Origin of the sequence: Fluviicola taffensis DSM 16823 (assembly GCF_943372375.1) — a bacterium.
Classification (GTDB): Bacteria; Bacteroidota; Bacteroidia; order Flavobacteriales_D; family Crocinitomicaceae; genus Fluviicola; species Fluviicola taffensis_A.
Genome location: NZ_CALRYJ010000017.1, coordinates 35,953 through 51,508 on the forward strand (window position 1 = coordinate 35,953; position 15,556 = coordinate 51,508).

Sequence of the window (15,556 nt, forward strand, 5' to 3'; positions counted from 1 at the left end):
TTACTTCTTATTCTTCCACTATTTCAAACGTATTGGAAATAATATATAAACTCGTTCCAAGATTCCAGAGTGCGGATTCACCGTGGGCAACGTGTCTGGTCATCAGGAAACGATAATGGCCTGCACGTTTCGGCATTTTCACTTTAAAGGTCATCGTTTCACCCGGTTTCAATGGGATATCAAAACCTTCCAATCCTAACTTAGAACTGATGACCGAATTGATTCCTTCGATGCGCAAATTGATAAAGCAAGGATCCAAATAACCGAGTTTTCCGATGATTGCAGGGTTATCAGAAATCAATTGCTTTTTGTATTCACTTTTCTTTGAGTCACTCATATCCGGAAAAGCATTGAAATAACTTTCACTATCTTCATTTGCTTCGTAGAAATACTGCATTTCAGAGCTTTTGTTTGTAACACTCAAAATGACTTCTTCTCCGAAATGATAGGTTTTTCGATCTGTTTCTGCTTTAACGGAATCTTCCGGTTCTTCAACAAAATCAGCATCTTGCTTTTTCAAAATGGAATCTACTCCATTTTGATCCAATTTGGAAGCTCCGGGAAAGTGAATCTTGTTAAAATCAACCGAATATTCTTCGCTGCAAGAAGAAAAAGCCATCAGGACAAGTCCGGTAAACAAATAGTAGATAAAGGTGTTTTTCATGAATCAAATATAGCAATTCAAACAAAAAGACCGACTCAAATAAATCAAATCGGTCTTTTTGTTATTTGAATGTTGTCCTAAGCAATTTCGATCACAAATTCCTCTCCGGGGACGCGCACTTTTTGAATTAGTTTCAATACTTAATTATTCTGCAGCAGCAATTATCTGTTCTTTCGATACTTTTTCCAATGATCTAATGCTTTATTGAAAAACTGATACGTTCGCGTACTGTCTGCATCTACGTATACTTTGAAGGAGCTTCCATCTGTTTTGTAGATCGTCAGGTAAGAAGCATAAGTCAGTTTACTTACCAGATCGGTTTGTGAAATAGAATCTATATCCGTGCTGAACAATGCCGAATTCACTTCTTTCTCTTCATCTTCAATCCAATAACTTGCAATTCTTTTAGCTGAGATAAAATTTCCTGATTGTTTAATTCCTGAAAAACCTCCGTTGGATTCAAATAATTCAATTTCCTCCTTTGGATCTAAGATTCCCAAATCTTCAATAAATCGACGGTCATCGCTTGTGAGATTTGTTTCAGTTTTATCAACAGAACACGAAACCATTGTTCCCGTTAGAATCAAAAGAAAGATGGTGAACGTGCTTACTTGTGCTCTGATCATGGTTTAATTTTCATTTATTTTTTGCTTCTCTTCCTGAATGTTCTTTTCAATGGCTTTGTCCAATTCAGGTGTTGCATCGACTCTTGATAATAAGTCTATTGTTCCGGTTGTTTTGTATTTTCTTGTAGCAAAAGTAACTCCTAAAAACATTCCCAGAAGCAGAACTGCAATTCCTAAGACTAGCCCAGCTGCCCCCTGGAGGCATACAAACAAAACACATCCAAGCAAAAAACTTAATACAGTAGCACTACTAACAATTTGCAACCAACCTACTATTTCCGATATCTCATCAAAAAATTTAAATACATTGATTCCGTTTTTTTTCTGCTTCATTATTCAGATGGTCTACGAGCGATTTTTAATTTGATTACTATCAATCCAATAAATAGAGCAATTTCTATTACAAAATAAGAAACCTTAGATTCAATTGATAAATGCAACTACGGTAGTTGTTAAGTTAAATCAAGGGAAAGAGAAGTGATTCTCTTTCCCCGAGATAAAAAGCTTAAATTGACTACCGACCAAAGTTGCCAATTATGAGCCATTTAACCTATGAGCAAAGATACACGATTAGTGTAATGCTCCAAGCAGGCTACACTCAAGCTTCGATCAGTGAGGCTTTGGGTCGTAATAAGTCTGTAATAAGTCGGGAGATTGCCCGAAATCGCAATGGGAACTCCAAAAAGTACCACGCTGATCTAGCACAGCGAAAATGTGATGCTCGTCATAAGCAGAAGAATAAACGAGTCAAATTAACACCTTCCATGCTTGCTTATATTATCAGTAGCCTTGAAGATAAGCTAAGTCCTGAGCAAATTGTTGGATTAAGCAAACTCAATGGAATAAGCTGTATTTCTCACCAATGGATCTACCAATTGATCTGGTCAGATAAAAAACGCAGGGGTAAACTTTGCCGGCATTTAAGGAACCGGGGCAAACGTTACAAAAAATACGATGGTTCCAGAAAAATGCCGGGGCAACCAGCTAATAAAAGAGATATTAGTGAACGACCAAGTGTGGTGGATCAACGAGAAAGGTTTGGAGATCTTGAAGTGGATACAGTTATTGGAAAACATCGTAAATCAGCTTTGGTAACAATTAATGACCGAGCTACCGGTATACTTAAAATGGGCTTAGTGAAAGAGAAAACAAGTAGTCTGGTGACTCAAAAAATTACAGAACTTCTAACCCCCTGGAAGCAACACATACATACGATGACTGCGGATAATGGACCTGAGTTTACAAAATTCGAGATTATCGTAAAGGACCTGGATATAGAATTCTTTTTTGCAAGACCATATCAAAGCTGGCAAAGAGGAAGCAACGAAAACTTAAACAGACTGGTAAGACAGTACTTCCCAAAAGGAACTGACTTTGATAAAATTGATCCCAAACAGGTCGCTTTTGTTGAAAATCAAATCAATCATAGACCACGAAAAAGATATAACTTTAGATCTCCATTAGAAATGTTTAACCAAAAGTTGCATTTATAAGTTGAATGTACCTATACCAATTCTGAAAGTACAGAGCTGTTGCACCAGCAAAAATGACTTGCATCGCCACGAGCCGAATCACAATTTCATTGACCTGTCTGTCATTAACGGGACAACTTAAACCTACTTTATCCATCAGATGTTTGGTTGCGGGGTTAAGCGTAAATACGGTTTCACTTCCTTGAATCCTTTAGGGAATTTTGCGGGAATGTCTTCCGTTTTGATTGCCGGAACCACTACCACATCTTCTCCATATTTCCAATCTGCCGGAGTAGCAACGCTGTAATTTGCTGTCAGTTGCAAGGAATCCAACACGCGTAGAATTTCCTGGAAATTTCTACCGGTGGAAGCAGGATAAGTGATCATCAACTTGATTGTTTTGTCCGGAGCAATGATGAATAAGGAGCGAACAGTTAAGGTTGCTGATGCATTGGGGTGAATCATGTCGTATAATTCTGCAATACTTCGATCTTCATCTGCAATGATTGGAAAATTGACTTGGGTATTTTGGGTTTCATTGATGTCCTTGATCCATTCATGATGCGAATCCACACCATCTACAGAAAGTGCAAGCACCTTGGTATTACGGGCAATGAATTCGTTTGTCAGTTTGGCCGTCTTTCCTAATTCTGTCGTACAAACAGGCGTAAAGTCTGCCGGATGCGAGAATAATATTCCCCAGGAATCTCCCAAGAATTCATACAAATCAATGTTTCCGATACTTGTTTTCGCTTGGAAGTTTGGTGCTGTGTCGCCGAGTCTTAATGCCATAATTTGTGTTTTTAACTTGATAAATATATATAATCTATAGAATTAGTAGAACAAATATAGTTCGAAATAATGAAACTTAGTTGGTTTCCTTGAAAATTTTAGTAGTCGCTATTCAAATATGCTTAACTTTGCTTCCATGATCGCTCCCGGTTCAAAAGGATGGATTGCCAAATACTTGCAACTGATAGAGTCAGGTGAACTGTCTATTGACCTGCAAAAACCAGCTGATCTGACGCGGGCTGAATTCAATCATTATACCCTTTCCCAAACGGGAATTATCTTTGGTTATCCTTCCAAACTATTGTTTGGTAAAGATTGGGATATTTCCAAATGGACGCATGATGAGCAGTTGACTATTCTTCTTTTCGAATCCTTGTTATTTACCCATTACAACATTCAGGGGAAAACAAAATTGAAACCGGAGGAATTCTTGAATGACCTCAATATCTTTTATAAGAAGCACCGGGTTCAATCGCTTACTTCTGTTCTGACTTTTTTCCTCAAGGAAAGTGCTTCAGAGAAAATTGAGCGCATTTTGGAAAAACGCACGGAGGTTCCAAAGAATTTGACCAGCACGAAATCGTGGATGAGTTATTTCAACAATTCATTTATCTACCTGGATGTCATCCTTTTCGAGGATTTCCTGAAGAACAAGAGAGAACAAACACTGGATTATCAGAAATTGGCGTTGTTGGCACTTGGAATCATTTCCATTTCGGCCTATTCTGACGGGGAGATCCAGGAACATGAAAAAAATCTGTTCAATACTTTTTTACTGTCCGCTGATTTGGATTCCGATGAAAAGGAACTGGCAAAATTGCGCTTCAAGCAAGAAATCAGCCTGAATGAACTGAAAGCCGAAATGGTCGATTCGTGGAATTTCAAACGTTACTTACTGGATCTTTCGGTACTGACCATGCATATGAATCAGAATTCCCGTGAAACGGATCTGGAAACACTGATCACACTGAAAAAATGGATGTCTTGCTCGGAACGGGATCTGGATGAAGCCATTTATTGTACCGATCAGTTCCTATTGGAAAACAATCAGAAAGTCTCTTACCTGAGCGATTCGAACTCCATGGAACAAATGATGGACAGCGTCTCCAAACGATGGATCAAGATCTTGGGAAGAAATAAAGATAAGTTGGCACAGGAAATCAAGCAAAGCAAAGAATTGGTTTTTCTGATCCGGAAATCTGCTTCTGAGGAACTTTCGAAAGAGGAAAAGGAAAAGGTGAAGACCCAATTTATGGATATCGTCAAATCGATGCCTGCCCTGGCTATTTTCTTGTTACCCGGAGGAGCATTGCTTTTACCGATTGTCCTGAAAATCATACCCAACCTGGTTCCATCCGCATTTAAAGATAACGAACTCGAAGAATGAGGGATTACAAAGCAATTTCTCATTTCAAAGGCTTGAATACTTTGCGTTTCATTGCTGCATTCTTGGTGGTGATTCATCACGCGGAATCCTTGAGAAAGGACCATGAACTAAAAAATCATTTGAAAGGCTACGGATTGTTTGAAAACGGTCAGCACGCAGTAAGTTTCTTCTTTGTCTTGAGTGGTTTTCTGATCACTTATCTGTTGCTGAAAGAACGGGAAGTCAAAAACGATATTTCTGTCAAGCAATTCTATATCAAACGTGTTTTCCGGATCTGGCCGTTGTATTTTTTAATGGTCATTATCGGTGCGGTCATTCAGCCGTATTTCATTGATTGGTTCAATATTCCATACAAAATGCCATATACATTCGGTGAAACGTGGTACTACTTCATCTTCTTTGTTCCGGGAATGGTGAATTATTTCTTCGGAAGTAATTTATTGGAACCGCTTTGGTCGATCGGAGTGGAAGAAGTCTTTTACCTCATTTGGGCTCCTTTGTTCAAGTGGCTGAAGAAACACGTATTGAAATTGCTACTTGGTGTGATTGCTTTTAAATTGATTTTGATCTCTATCAATACGTATTGGGCACTACCCGGAGTCTTGAACTACCTGATCCGGATTCACCAGTTTGAAGCCATGGCAATCGGAGGTTTGGGTGCTTACCTGGTTTTTAATTATGGGAAGCAGATCAATGCATCAGTCATTTACAGTGTTCCTGCACAGGTCGTTTTGTATGCCTTGATTCTTGTTTTCATTGTTTTCGGAGCGAATATCCATTCAGGAATCTGGTATTTCTTCTTTGAAAATCCAATTGTTTCATCCATCGTTCCGAATGCTTTATTCCTCTACCTGATCATCGGAGTCTCTGTGGTAGACAAGAACCTTTTTACGTTGGAAAACCGTGTTTTTTCTTATCTGGGAGAAATTTCCTATGGAATCTACATGTTCCATTTATTGATTCTTTCCCAAATTATAGAGTTGCTGAAAGGAATGGTTGCCGGTTCGGGAATGTTCCTGGAAAGTCTGTTCTATTATGGAGTGTCCATTCCGTTGATCATCGGTGTGTGCGCACTTTCAAAACGAACGTTAGAGGCATTCTTCGAACGGAAGAAACAGAAGGTACTTAAGAAGATGAATCAAAACGTTTAATATAAAATAGAAGAAAATGACGAGGATAAAGTTGATAGTATTGTTAGTCGCGGTTATGTTCCTTTCAGGTATTGAAAACGCAAACGCACAAGAGAAAAGTCCGCAAACGGTAATTATTCGGGTTTACGTGGACGCGAAGGGTATGGAATTTAACTTTTCATTACTTGTGACAACTCCTGATGCAAATTCTTATGAGCTTCCTATGGAAACACTCACAACGAAGAATAAGAAAGAAAATACAATTAATAATTCTAAAATACTTCAAAAGGAAATTGATAAGTGGAAAAAAGAAGGATTCAGTGTAGATGAGATCTCAGGAAGTTTTTTTGACTCATTTATGCTTATTATGTCTAAGGATTAGAAGGAAACAAAAAGTTCTTCAAAAAATGAACTAGTAGGTACGCGATTAATCGCGTACCTACTAGTAATATCTAATCTTTATGATAAAGGAAGTAGAACCCTTCAATGTTATCCAAATACGCCCCATCAAATCCAGCATTCAGTAATTTTTTGGTGTATGAATCGTCGTTTCCATAAATGATTTCCTGCCATTCGTCCTTCCAAAATTTCACCCAGATTTCATCCTTGTATCCGTCGTATTTTTTCTTCAACCAAAGCGGATGGTGCAATCCCCAGCTTTTTTTCCAGTAATAACGGTACTTTTCTGCCGAACCAATGTTCATATAAGAAATCACCAAACGTTGCCCGCCATTTAATTTGGTTTTCAAACTTGCCACTTCACTTGAAGTTAGCAACTCATCACCAAAAAACGCATCAATGATCACCACATCGAAATTGGTCTGTTGGATAGCCGAAAGAAAGGTTGCCTTATCCGAGTAATTATCCGTGCTGATGAGATACAGGTAATTTTGAGCTTGGGCAAGTGTTTGAATATTGTTTGCGTTTTCATGATGCACAGTTGAAGGGATGTACTTGTAATCATAGTTTGCATTTTCCCTTGGAAAAGCGATGAATTGTTCTGCATCTGCAGCCTGAAATGCAATAGTAGCATCCGCGTTACTTAAGTAATCCGCAACCATCACTTTTAAGGACGAATTGACTTGTCGCAGCATCCCCAATCGGTAATCATCCGGTGCATAGGAATCACCATTGTAGAATAATTCCTCCACTCCATAGCCATCAATAGCCTGAATGAGTCGGGCATTCACTCCCTTTTCAGGGTCGGTGTCTTCAAAGAGAATTTCTTCCCCGTTTTGTGGAATCAGGATAAAATCGGGATCTTGGGCACGGGCATAATCACTGATTGCAATGATAAAATCCTGCATTTTGACTCCAGCTTTCACGGTTTTTTTCTCTTTGCAAGAAAGAAGGAATAGGATTCCGACTAGCAAGATGGATAGTTTCGACATAATTTCACTAATTAGTTCCGATATTCATAAATAAACTCAAATTCCTGGACTGAATGGTCTCTTTTGTCTTTTAGAAGAACTTTATTTAGCAAACCATTGTCTGAATAATAGAATTCATCCGTTTCGTACTGTTTGCCCTTTTCATCAAAACGATTTTCGGTCTTGGAGATTAACCTTCCATTTTTGTCATAACTGTAGTTTGTTTTCACCTGATGTTCATAGATTCTGGGTTTAAACGCAAACTCAACTCTTTCTGAAGTTTCTACCCTTCCCTTGGAATCAAACTTTAGTTCTTCATAGTATGTTCTTTTTTCCCATTGGAAATCGGGAACTTTTGCATGGCGTTTTGTTACCCAAATGGTATCGTGAATAAATTGCGAAGTGTCCGTAGACTTGGTTGAGGTGGAAAGATCTAATTCACCTTCACCTGATGAGAATGAACGAAAGCTGATATGTGACGTGATTTTTGAAGTCGTGTCATCAGTATGAAGAAATATAGTCTTCATTGGATTCTCGGATTTTGGAAGATAATTTACCTGAGCTGCCATTTTCCCATTTTCATCGTAATACCGATAAATAATCTCTTCTTCCGGTTCGTAAACACCTAAAATCTCATTGTATTCATAGTTGTATTTGTTTGAAATGATTGTTTGTCCTTTTTCATTAAAAACGACGTATAAACTATCGGTATCTGGTGAATTTGTCTCTGTTTTGTTCACTTGAATGACTTTGCGAACACGATTCTTTATCAACGCTTTTTTGTCTAAAAAGTGAAACCTAACTTGACAGTGACAAATTGAAATAAATCCAAAAGAAATCAGAAAAAACAATGCTTTTTGCATGAAGAATGGATTTGAGTTTTATGTTTAAATGGTTTTGCCTTGATTTAGTGTGCCTATTTCAGCAATAACGCTCCAAGTAGCCTTTGCAGTATGGTCCCATGAAAATAAAGGTGCTCGTTGCAGACTTTTTTGAGCCAGTTCAGCATATTTCTTCTCGTTTGATGCTAATTCGATCATCGCTTTGGAAACTTCTGTCGTGTCGAAAGGATTGACATAGATAGCGGCATCTCCCGCTACTTCCGGTAAACAAGTGAGGTTTCCCGAAATAATCGGAATTCCGCAACGCATGGCTTCAACCAATGGTATTCCGAATCCTTCGAAGTAAGGAATATAAGAAAGCGCAAAAGCAGCTCCCATCAATTGGTTCAATTCATTCAGGGAAACATGTCCTGAGAACAGGATGCGTTTTTTCAACGTTTCCGAAACTTCGGGAATGGAAGAAGCCTTGTTCGCCCACAAACTTTCCCCGACAATCAAGAGATCGATATCCGGATTGACTTGTGCAAACTTCCCGAATGCTTCAATCAAACGTCCCACATTCTTGCGCGGATGAATTGCCCCGACGAAAATGAAGTACGGTCTTCCGTTTGTTTTTTCGGCTCTTATCTTCTCAATTTCACCTAAAGGCAAAGGCACAAATGATTCGGATGCACCATTCCAGGCAACCGTTATTTTGGATGGTGAAATTCCGTAAGATTGGACAATATCTTGTTTCGAATATTCGGAAACAGTCAGGATATGAGTGGCCTTTTTCGCAAATTTCGGGAAGTATTTGCGTAAATACTTTAACGGGCTTGCTGGAATGTCTTCCGGATGATGTTCGAAATTCAAATCATGGATCACCCCGACTTGCGGAACCGGAGATTTCAATGACAAGTAACCATCGGGTGAATAGAATACATCGATAGCATATTTTTTGAGCGCTCGCTTGATGGAACGTTCGAACCACCAGACAAAGAGAATCGGGTGCCGGGCCGGTGGAAACAGCACAACGGGAGTTACATTCTTCGCAAAGACAAACTTCGGATCGAAAGGTCGGTCGAAGAAAAACACGAATTCATGTTCCGGATGAGCTTCCACCATGCGTTTCACCACTTCATAAGTGTACCAGCCAAAACCTTCCATTTTGGAAGACAATAAGAAACGAGTGTTTATTCCGATGCGCATGGATTCGAAGGTACAAACTATTGTCAAACCATTGCTTATAACATGCAAAAATGGCGGGTTTTAAACCCGCCATTTAATAATTAATTATGTGATAGAACTAGCCAGCAATGTATAATGTCAAGTTAGCATAGGAAGGCATAAATGGGTCCAACAAAGAAGAACCATAAGCTGATGTTATGGCAGTAACGTCCATGTACCCAGCTGGCATATCAGGACCAGTATAGTTTGTTCTTGGTCTATAATAGGTTACAATTCCATTAATTGTAAAATACGGGAAATTAGTATACGTAGGGCTTGTATTGTTTGATGAATTTTGGAAAATGCGCATTTCCAAATTATCATGATAACTCATCGTTTGGTTGTAGAAGTAACTTTGGCCGTTGCTGAAATACCATTTGGAATTATTCATGTTTTTATAACAAAGACAAGAGAGATCCCAATATCTATAAACGCAGTAAGCATTAACTGCAGCATATCCCCAACTTGAATTAAATTGATGCACATTGCTATATGCAGTGTAATAGACAAGAGATTTACTTTGATCGGTAGATGCAATTCTTATTTGATACATTTTTCCTTTTTGGCGATTAAAGGAAAAACTGTCCCAATTAAAATCCAATGCAACAGAGGAAGTGGATTCTTCTTCTCCAAAAAGGGGTTTGACATTTTTCTGATCTTCTTCAGCAGAATTAACTTCGGTCATTACAATTTTAGTTTGCTCTAATTTTGCAATGTACTTTTTCAAGTATTCTTCATCATTTGATGATACTTTCAGATTTAAAAACCCATTTTCTGGATTTTCTCCAGGAATTTTAGCAACAGCAGAAAATTTGTAATCAGGCATTTCCATTCCCTGATTCTCTGAGCTTGTGACTGATTTTTTTGATGTAATTTCTTCTTTCTTACAAGACGTGAAGAACATCAAGGACATTGCCAAACAGGCAACTCCGCCGATTAAAGTGTTTTTTTTCATTGATTTAAGTTTATTATATTGAGAAGCAAATGAAGGGAATTCGTCAGACCTTGGTTGACCATAAAATGGAATTATTGACCATCCCAGAGATAGGTTGCCAATTTAATCTAAGAAATGAAGCAGCAAAGCAATTGATTACTACTTTTAAATGCTCAATTCCTTTTTCAATGAACATTCAATTCCTACTCGTTTTCAGCTTCTTTTCCACCCTTTCGGTAAGCGCTCAATCGAACTCGCAAGAATCCATTCTGCCGGATTCACTATGTTATAAACTTTGGTGGGTCGACAATAAAATGGGTGGTTACGACGGGTATGAGTTCCGATCAAACGGCGAACTCAAATTACTCAATTACGATGCATTCGTTGGAGAAAAATGGTGGATCAAGGGAGAACACCTATTTACCGAAATCCGTTCAAAGAGAGATGGGAAAATCCTGAAAACGGATTATCTGATCAAAAAACAAACGGCGAATTCAATGGTGTTGAATTATGTTGCGCTTGATCAATCCTTTACAGATACCTACGAGTCAATCACGAACAATGATTTCACGGATAAATTGCTTGGACATTGGCAAGGAGAGGGTGAAAGTTACATCCAGGTTGTTCCGATGAGCAGTTTCCGGTTTCAATTGGTTCTTTCGAAGAACAAAGCGGAATCGGTTGAGCGGGTGGAAGGGTTTCTGGATGAAAGAAATTCCCGGATTATCTTTTATCTGGAGATGGATGGAAAAGAACTGACGATCTATTTTGAAGCGGGGAAAGAAACGATTTCGATAGCCGGTAAAACTTATTCCAGAAAGTGTTAAGCTATTTACTGGATTTTGCCTCCATTTTTTCGTAGTCGCTGCATTTTTTGACAAATTTCGGATTTAAAGCATAAGATATTAAGTGGGTTTAAGTTTATTTGAAATGGGTGGATTGTCTTTTAGAGACTTCTTTTCCAAGAATCAGCGATAGATTTATCCAAAATATCTAAAATAATAAGCCACCTTCTTTCCAACTTTTCCTAACTTCGCGGCATCTTAATGAAAATGAAGAACAGCGTTAAATATATTTTACAGAAATTGTTGGGTTTAAATACCTATCTGTATGTCTTTGCGCTTTATAAAATCAAGACACTTCGCTCGGACAAAAAGGAAAACGACTTTTTTACCTTCTTATCCTTATTGAAAGATGGTAAAGGAGACGTGCTGGATATCGGTGCGAATTTGGGGATTATGACCGTTCACTTGGCCAATAAGCTTCCAAATACGACCATTCATGCTTTTGAACCAATGCCGGCAAATGTGAGTGTTCTCAAACGGATTATCGCAAAATTCAAACTGAAAACGACCAAAATCCATGAAGTGGCTTTGGGTGACGAATCAGGGACTGCTAAAATGGTGCTTCCGGTAAACGGGCAAACCGTCATGCAAGGTCTGAGTCACATCAAACACGAAACCATTACGGAGTGGAATGAAGGGAAAGAAGTGGACGTGCGATTGGACAAGTTGGACAATATTTTAAACGGGCAGCCCATTCAGGCAATCAAAATTGATGTGGAGAATTTCGAGTATTTTGCTTTGAAAGGGGCAAATCGGATTATCGAATCGAATAAACCAATCATTTACGCTGAACTTTGGAACAATGAAAACAGATCCAAATGTTTTGAATATTTGCAATCATTCAGTTATTCTATTTTTGTTGGAGAAAACAATCAGATCGTTCCGTTTGATTCTTCCAAGCATCACACGCAAAACTTCATTTTCATCGCAGAATAAACACCGCTAATGCAAAAACTGTTTTTAAGAGGATTAGGCATTACGCTGTTGTTGAATTTATTGGTTAAACCCGCTACCATTTTCATGGTGGATATTAAAATGCAAAATGAATTGGGTCTCGATTCATACGGTATTTTTCAAACCATGCTCAATTTCACATTCCTGTTTTCAATGCTATTGGATATGGGAATCACCAATTTCATGACCCGGATGATTGCGCAACATCCGCACATGATCCACAAATACAGCAATCGCTTATTTACCTTCAGGCTTATTCTGGTATTCGTTTATATTATCTGGACACTTACCTTGTTCTTTGTTTTGAGATTTCCAACCGCATGGCTTTGGGTTCTTGGTTTATTGATCATGCACCAGATAAGCATTATTACGGTAAACTATGTGCGGGCTTATACCGGCGGTTTGTTGAAATTTGGATTGGATGCAGTTTTGTCGGTTGTCGAACGCTCTGTTTACTTCATTTTTGGTGGAATCCTGATCTATACCACCTTTATAGAGCCAGTTACATTGAAATGGTTTGCAATCATTTTTGTTGGTTCTTCTACCATTTCTTTAGTCGTTGCAACGATCATTTATCTGCGCATTGTCGCACTGCCACGATTTCATTGGGATTCGGACTTTTTCAAGGCTATTTTCAGGCAATCCTATCCCTATGCCATCCTGGTTATTATCATGATGCTGACCTCACGTTTGGATGCGGTATTCCTGGAAAAACTACATCCGTCCGGAACTGTTCAAGTATCGTATTACACCCAAAGTTTCCGTTTATTGGATGCTTGTTGGATGTTTGCAGTACTTTTTGGAAGTATCCTGTTGCCTGTTTTTTCCAAGGTATTGAAAGATAATGGTTCTACCACAGGAATTATGACTAGTGCATTGAATATCCTGTTTTCCGGCGGAATCCTGATGATTACCCTGACTATTGGAATCAAGGAATTTTTGTTTGATAAGTTGTACGATGACGCCAACTGGTATTCCTACAATGCGTGGGTTTTCCATTCGATCACCTTTATTCCCATGTGTTTCACGGTTGTTTTCGGAACATTATTGACAGCGAATGGATCTCTTCGGATTTTGAATCAAATTGCCTTCTTATCACTTATTACGATGTCCATCCTGAATGTGCTGTTGATTCCTTTTCTCGGTGCAGTTGGAGCAGCAATAGCCTCTCTGGTGGCGCAATCCGCTTTGGGAGTGCTTCAATACCTGGTGGTGCGCTACAAGATGAAACACCGCCTGGCATCAAACACCTGGTTGAAACTGATGGTTTTAAGCACACTCATGATCGGTGCCATGTTCTTGGAAATCCGATTTCAATGGAACCAACTGTATTATGCCTTTGGACTTGGTTTACTATGGATTTTGCTCGTTTTCGGCTTGAAAATAATCGATGTGGTTCAAGTCCTTAAAATGCTGAGCGGAAAGGAAAAAGAAGCATAAGACAATCCGAGCCCATGCATGTTTTACCGCGAATTCGCAAATAAAATTTCGCATCCTAAAATTGCATTTTGATTTCAATTCGCCCCAGTGAACGGGAATTGAATTATCTTTACCATACATGAGTGAAAGCAAAGAAATTCTGGTTACCGGTGGAACGGGTTTTATCGGTTCACATACGGTAGTTGCGTTGTTTGAACAAGGTTATACACCTGTTATTTTAGACAACTGTTCCAATTCAACCCCATCAATTGTAAAGCAAATCAGTTTGATTACAGGAAAGGAATGTACCTTTTATCTCGGGGATATGCGCGACAAGGCATTCCTGAAATCTGTTTTTGAAAAACATTCATTTGAAGGGGTTATTCATTTTGCGGCATTTAAAGCGGTTGCTGAATCGGTGGAAAAACCTTTGTATTATTATGATAACAACCTCACTTCACTCATCAATTTATTGGGATGTCTGGAAGAGTTTCAAGTGAATAAGATTGTTTTTTCCTCTTCCTGTACCGTTTATGGCGTGGAGAATAGCCTGAAACCATTAAATGAGGAAATGCCCGTTGGGAAACCGAATTCCCCGTATGGCTGGACAAAATGGATGGCGGAACAAATGCTGATAGATATTGCCGGAAAAACGGATTTAAGACCTGTTTTCTTACGTTACTTCAATCCGATCGGGGCACATGTAAGTGGGAAGCTGGGTGAATTGCCGCTTGGACCGCCCAACAATGTGCTTCCTTATATCACACAAACAGCTGCCGGTTTACGAAAGGAGTTGACCATTTTCGGAAAAGATTACGATACTCCGGACGGGACGTGTGTAAGGGATTACATTCATGTGATGGATGTGGCAAAAGCACATGTAAAATCATTAAGCTATTCTTTCGATTCCACCTTTGAAGTATTTAATCTGGGCACGGGAAAAGGAACCTCTGTTTTGGAATTGGTTCAATTATTTGAAAAGGTCACAGGGAAACCCTTGAACTATCAATTTGGTCCCAGAAGATCGGGAGATGTGGATGCATTATTTGCAGATGTTTCAAAAGCAAAGAAATTTTTAAACTGGAATACCGAAAGAACCATCGAAGACGCTATTTTAGATGCATGGAAATGGGAACAATATCGCTTGGAGAATGAGATTTCTTAAACTAGTACTAGTCTTTCTTCTAATTTCTTTTCAAGGGTTGACACAGCCACAGGGAAAGGACTCCAGTTTGGTTTCCAGACATCGTCCGGGAATTTTTTGGTACAATACAGGTTGGAGACCGGCTAGACCTGGGAAATTGAGAAAATACGACCGTTTGATAATCGATCTGACTTACAATCAATTGATGAAATCAGGAAGTATCCGGTCAAATCCCTGGAGATCTTTCGGGTGTAATATCAATACCATGTGGGATGTTCCCATAACCAATGGAAACACGGTTTCTTTAGGGATCGGATTGGCATACAAGTATCAAAAAACAGGTCCGAAAGGCTTGTTCTTCGCAGATAGCTCGGATTCATACACACGCTATTATGCGGATTCGAGTTACATGGATTACCGAAAAAATACCTTTGGAAATCATATATTGGCAATTCCCATCGAATTCCGTTTCAGAACTCCGAAATGGCAGCATTTCAAAATGCACTTAGGAGGCTCGGTTGGGTACCGACTTCAGACATTTCAAAAAGTATGGCCTGAGGGAAAGCACAAAGGAATAAAAGACAAGTCCTTACCTGACAGGAATCCGTTGGTTTACGGTGTTCACATGCGTATTGGAATCCGAAATTGGGCATTGTTTGCAGATTACACCTTGGCGCCTCAGTTTAAGAAGGGTAAGAGTGATCAAATCAGCGCATTAGCTTTCGGATTATCACTTTCAATTTTTTAAACTACATTGTCAAATAAAAATTC

The 15,556-nt window shown here is 38.9% G+C and carries 17 protein-coding genes; 9 read left to right on the forward strand and 8 right to left on the reverse strand.

The window, feature by feature from the left end; genetic code table 11:
- Positions 1-7: 7 nt before the first annotated feature.
- The 3 genes from AAG807_RS18155 to AAG807_RS18165 form a co-directional block, all read right to left on the reverse strand.
- Positions 8-664, reverse strand: a complete 657-nt coding sequence (locus tag AAG807_RS18155) for a hypothetical protein (protein WP_341907066.1) — start codon at positions 662-664, stop codon at positions 8-10.
- Between the two features lie 161 nt (positions 665-825).
- On the reverse strand, positions 826-1,290 hold the full coding sequence (locus tag AAG807_RS18160) for a hypothetical protein (protein WP_341907071.1): 465 nt from the start codon (positions 1,288-1,290) through the stop codon (positions 826-828).
- Positions 1,291-1,293: 3 nt separating this feature from the next.
- A complete protein-coding gene (locus AAG807_RS18165; RefSeq protein ID WP_341907073.1) occupies positions 1,294-1,623 on the reverse strand; it encodes a hypothetical protein in 330 nt (109 codons plus the stop codon).
- A 203-nt stretch (positions 1,624-1,826) separates the two neighbouring features.
- Between AAG807_RS18165 and AAG807_RS18170 the strand changes: the two genes are divergently transcribed.
- The gene (locus AAG807_RS18170) at positions 1,827-2,783 is read left to right on the forward strand and encodes an IS30 family transposase (protein ID WP_341907076.1); all 957 of its coding nucleotides are present in this window, start codon (positions 1,827-1,829) and stop codon (positions 2,781-2,783) included.
- 135 nt (positions 2,784-2,918) lie between these two features.
- On the opposite strand, the gene AAG807_RS18175 is transcribed toward AAG807_RS18170, so the two are convergent.
- Positions 2,919-3,557 (reverse strand): peroxiredoxin, encoded by a 639-nt coding sequence (locus AAG807_RS18175; protein WP_341907190.1) that lies wholly within the window; start codon positions 3,555-3,557, stop codon positions 2,919-2,921.
- Between the two features lie 115 nt (positions 3,558-3,672).
- Here AAG807_RS18175 and AAG807_RS18180 point away from each other — a divergent pair, with 115 nt between their 5' ends.
- From AAG807_RS18180 to AAG807_RS18190, 3 genes are read left to right on the forward strand one after another with little or no spacing between them, the layout of a single operon-like run.
- Positions 3,673-4,941, forward strand: coding sequence for an LETM1-related biofilm-associated protein (locus AAG807_RS18180; protein ID WP_341907079.1), 1,269 nt, complete (start codon positions 3,673-3,675; stop codon positions 4,939-4,941).
- Positions 4,938-6,092 carry an acyltransferase gene (locus tag AAG807_RS18185; protein WP_341907082.1) on the forward strand — a complete coding sequence of 385 codons (1,155 nt, stop codon included), beginning with the start codon at positions 4,938-4,940 and terminating at the stop codon, positions 6,090-6,092. The genes AAG807_RS18180 and AAG807_RS18185 overlap by 4 nt, the downstream gene beginning before the upstream one ends.
- A 16-nt stretch (positions 6,093-6,108) precedes the next feature.
- Positions 6,109-6,453, forward strand: a complete 345-nt coding sequence (locus tag AAG807_RS18190; RefSeq protein ID WP_341907085.1) for a hypothetical protein — start codon at positions 6,109-6,111, stop codon at positions 6,451-6,453.
- Positions 6,454-6,523: 70 nt separating this feature from the next.
- Here AAG807_RS18190 and AAG807_RS18195 read toward each other — a convergent pair whose 3' ends face one another.
- The 4 genes from AAG807_RS18195 to AAG807_RS18210 all read right to left on the reverse strand — a co-directional run bounded on the left by AAG807_RS18195 (position 6,524) and on the right by AAG807_RS18210 (position 10,444).
- Positions 6,524-7,462 (reverse strand): endo alpha-1,4 polygalactosaminidase, encoded by a 939-nt coding sequence (locus AAG807_RS18195; protein WP_341907088.1) that lies wholly within the window; start codon positions 7,460-7,462, stop codon positions 6,524-6,526.
- A gap of 11 nt (positions 7,463-7,473) precedes the next feature.
- Positions 7,474-8,181, reverse strand: a complete 708-nt coding sequence (locus AAG807_RS18200) for a hypothetical protein (RefSeq protein WP_341907091.1) — start codon at positions 8,179-8,181, stop codon at positions 7,474-7,476.
- Positions 8,182-8,328: 147 nt separating this feature from the next.
- Positions 8,329-9,471, reverse strand: coding sequence for a glycosyltransferase family 1 protein (locus tag AAG807_RS18205; protein WP_341907095.1), 1,143 nt, complete (start codon positions 9,469-9,471; stop codon positions 8,329-8,331).
- A 97-nt stretch (positions 9,472-9,568) separates the two neighbouring features.
- Entirely contained in the window at positions 9,569-10,444 is an 876-nt protein-coding gene (locus tag AAG807_RS18210) for a hypothetical protein (protein WP_341907098.1), read from the reverse strand.
- Between the two features lie 167 nt (positions 10,445-10,611).
- On the opposite strand from AAG807_RS18210, the gene AAG807_RS18215 reads away from it, so the two are divergent.
- The 5 genes from AAG807_RS18215 to AAG807_RS18235 all read left to right on the forward strand — a co-directional run bounded on the left by AAG807_RS18215 (position 10,612) and on the right by AAG807_RS18235 (position 15,533).
- Positions 10,612-11,250, forward strand: a complete 639-nt coding sequence (locus AAG807_RS18215; RefSeq protein ID WP_341907101.1) for a hypothetical protein — start codon at positions 10,612-10,614, stop codon at positions 11,248-11,250.
- A 225-nt stretch (positions 11,251-11,475) separates the two neighbouring features.
- Entirely contained in the window at positions 11,476-12,204 is a 729-nt protein-coding gene (locus AAG807_RS18220) for an FkbM family methyltransferase (protein WP_341907103.1), read from the forward strand.
- Positions 12,205-12,213: 9 nt separating this feature from the next.
- Complete coding sequence (locus AAG807_RS18225; RefSeq protein WP_341907106.1) at positions 12,214-13,662, forward strand: oligosaccharide flippase family protein; 1,449 nt, start codon at positions 12,214-12,216, stop codon at positions 13,660-13,662.
- A gap of 118 nt (positions 13,663-13,780) precedes the next feature.
- A complete protein-coding gene (gene galE, locus AAG807_RS18230) occupies positions 13,781-14,806 on the forward strand; it encodes a UDP-glucose 4-epimerase GalE (RefSeq protein WP_341907109.1) in 1,026 nt (341 codons plus the stop codon).
- Positions 14,807-14,843: 37 nt separating this feature from the next.
- Entirely contained in the window at positions 14,844-15,533 is a 690-nt protein-coding gene (locus tag AAG807_RS18235) for a hypothetical protein (protein WP_341907112.1), read from the forward strand.
- The last annotated feature ends 23 nt before the right edge of the window (positions 15,534-15,556 follow it).

What these genes read in the sequence shown, in the direction of transcription:
- AAG807_RS18170 (WP_341907076.1), top strand. Translation starts at nt 1,827, where the DNA reads ATGAGCCATTTAACCTATGAGCAAAGATACACGATTAGTGTAATGCTC.
- AAG807_RS18180 (WP_341907079.1), top strand. Translation starts at nt 3,673, where the DNA reads ATGCTTAACTTTGCTTCCATGATCGCTCCCGGTTCAAAAGGATGGATT.
- AAG807_RS18185 (WP_341907082.1), top strand. Translation starts at nt 4,938, where the DNA reads ATGAGGGATTACAAAGCAATTTCTCATTTCAAAGGCTTGAATACTTTG.
- AAG807_RS18155 (WP_341907066.1), bottom strand. Translation starts at nt 664, where the DNA reads ATGAAAAACACCTTTATCTACTATTTGTTTACCGGACTTGTCCTGATG.
- AAG807_RS18205 (WP_341907095.1), bottom strand. Translation starts at nt 9,471, where the DNA reads ATGCGCATCGGAATAAACACTCGTTTCTTATTGTCTTCCAAAATGGAA.
- AAG807_RS18215 (WP_341907101.1), top strand. Translation starts at nt 10,612, where the DNA reads ATGAACATTCAATTCCTACTCGTTTTCAGCTTCTTTTCCACCCTTTCG.
- AAG807_RS18225 (WP_341907106.1), top strand. Translation starts at nt 12,214, where the DNA reads ATGCAAAAACTGTTTTTAAGAGGATTAGGCATTACGCTGTTGTTGAAT.
- AAG807_RS18220 (WP_341907103.1), top strand. Translation starts at nt 11,476, where the DNA reads ATGAAGAACAGCGTTAAATATATTTTACAGAAATTGTTGGGTTTAAAT.
- AAG807_RS18165 (WP_341907073.1), bottom strand. Translation starts at nt 1,623, where the DNA reads ATGAAGCAGAAAAAAAACGGAATCAATGTATTTAAATTTTTTGATGAG.
- AAG807_RS18190 (WP_341907085.1), top strand. Translation starts at nt 6,109, where the DNA reads ATGACGAGGATAAAGTTGATAGTATTGTTAGTCGCGGTTATGTTCCTT.
- AAG807_RS18195 (WP_341907088.1), bottom strand. Translation starts at nt 7,462, where the DNA reads ATGTCGAAACTATCCATCTTGCTAGTCGGAATCCTATTCCTTCTTTCT.
- AAG807_RS18210 (WP_341907098.1), bottom strand. Translation starts at nt 10,444, where the DNA reads ATGAAAAAAAACACTTTAATCGGCGGAGTTGCCTGTTTGGCAATGTCC.
- galE (WP_341907109.1), top strand. Translation starts at nt 13,781, where the DNA reads ATGAGTGAAAGCAAAGAAATTCTGGTTACCGGTGGAACGGGTTTTATC.
- AAG807_RS18160 (WP_341907071.1), bottom strand. Translation starts at nt 1,290, where the DNA reads ATGATCAGAGCACAAGTAAGCACGTTCACCATCTTTCTTTTGATTCTA.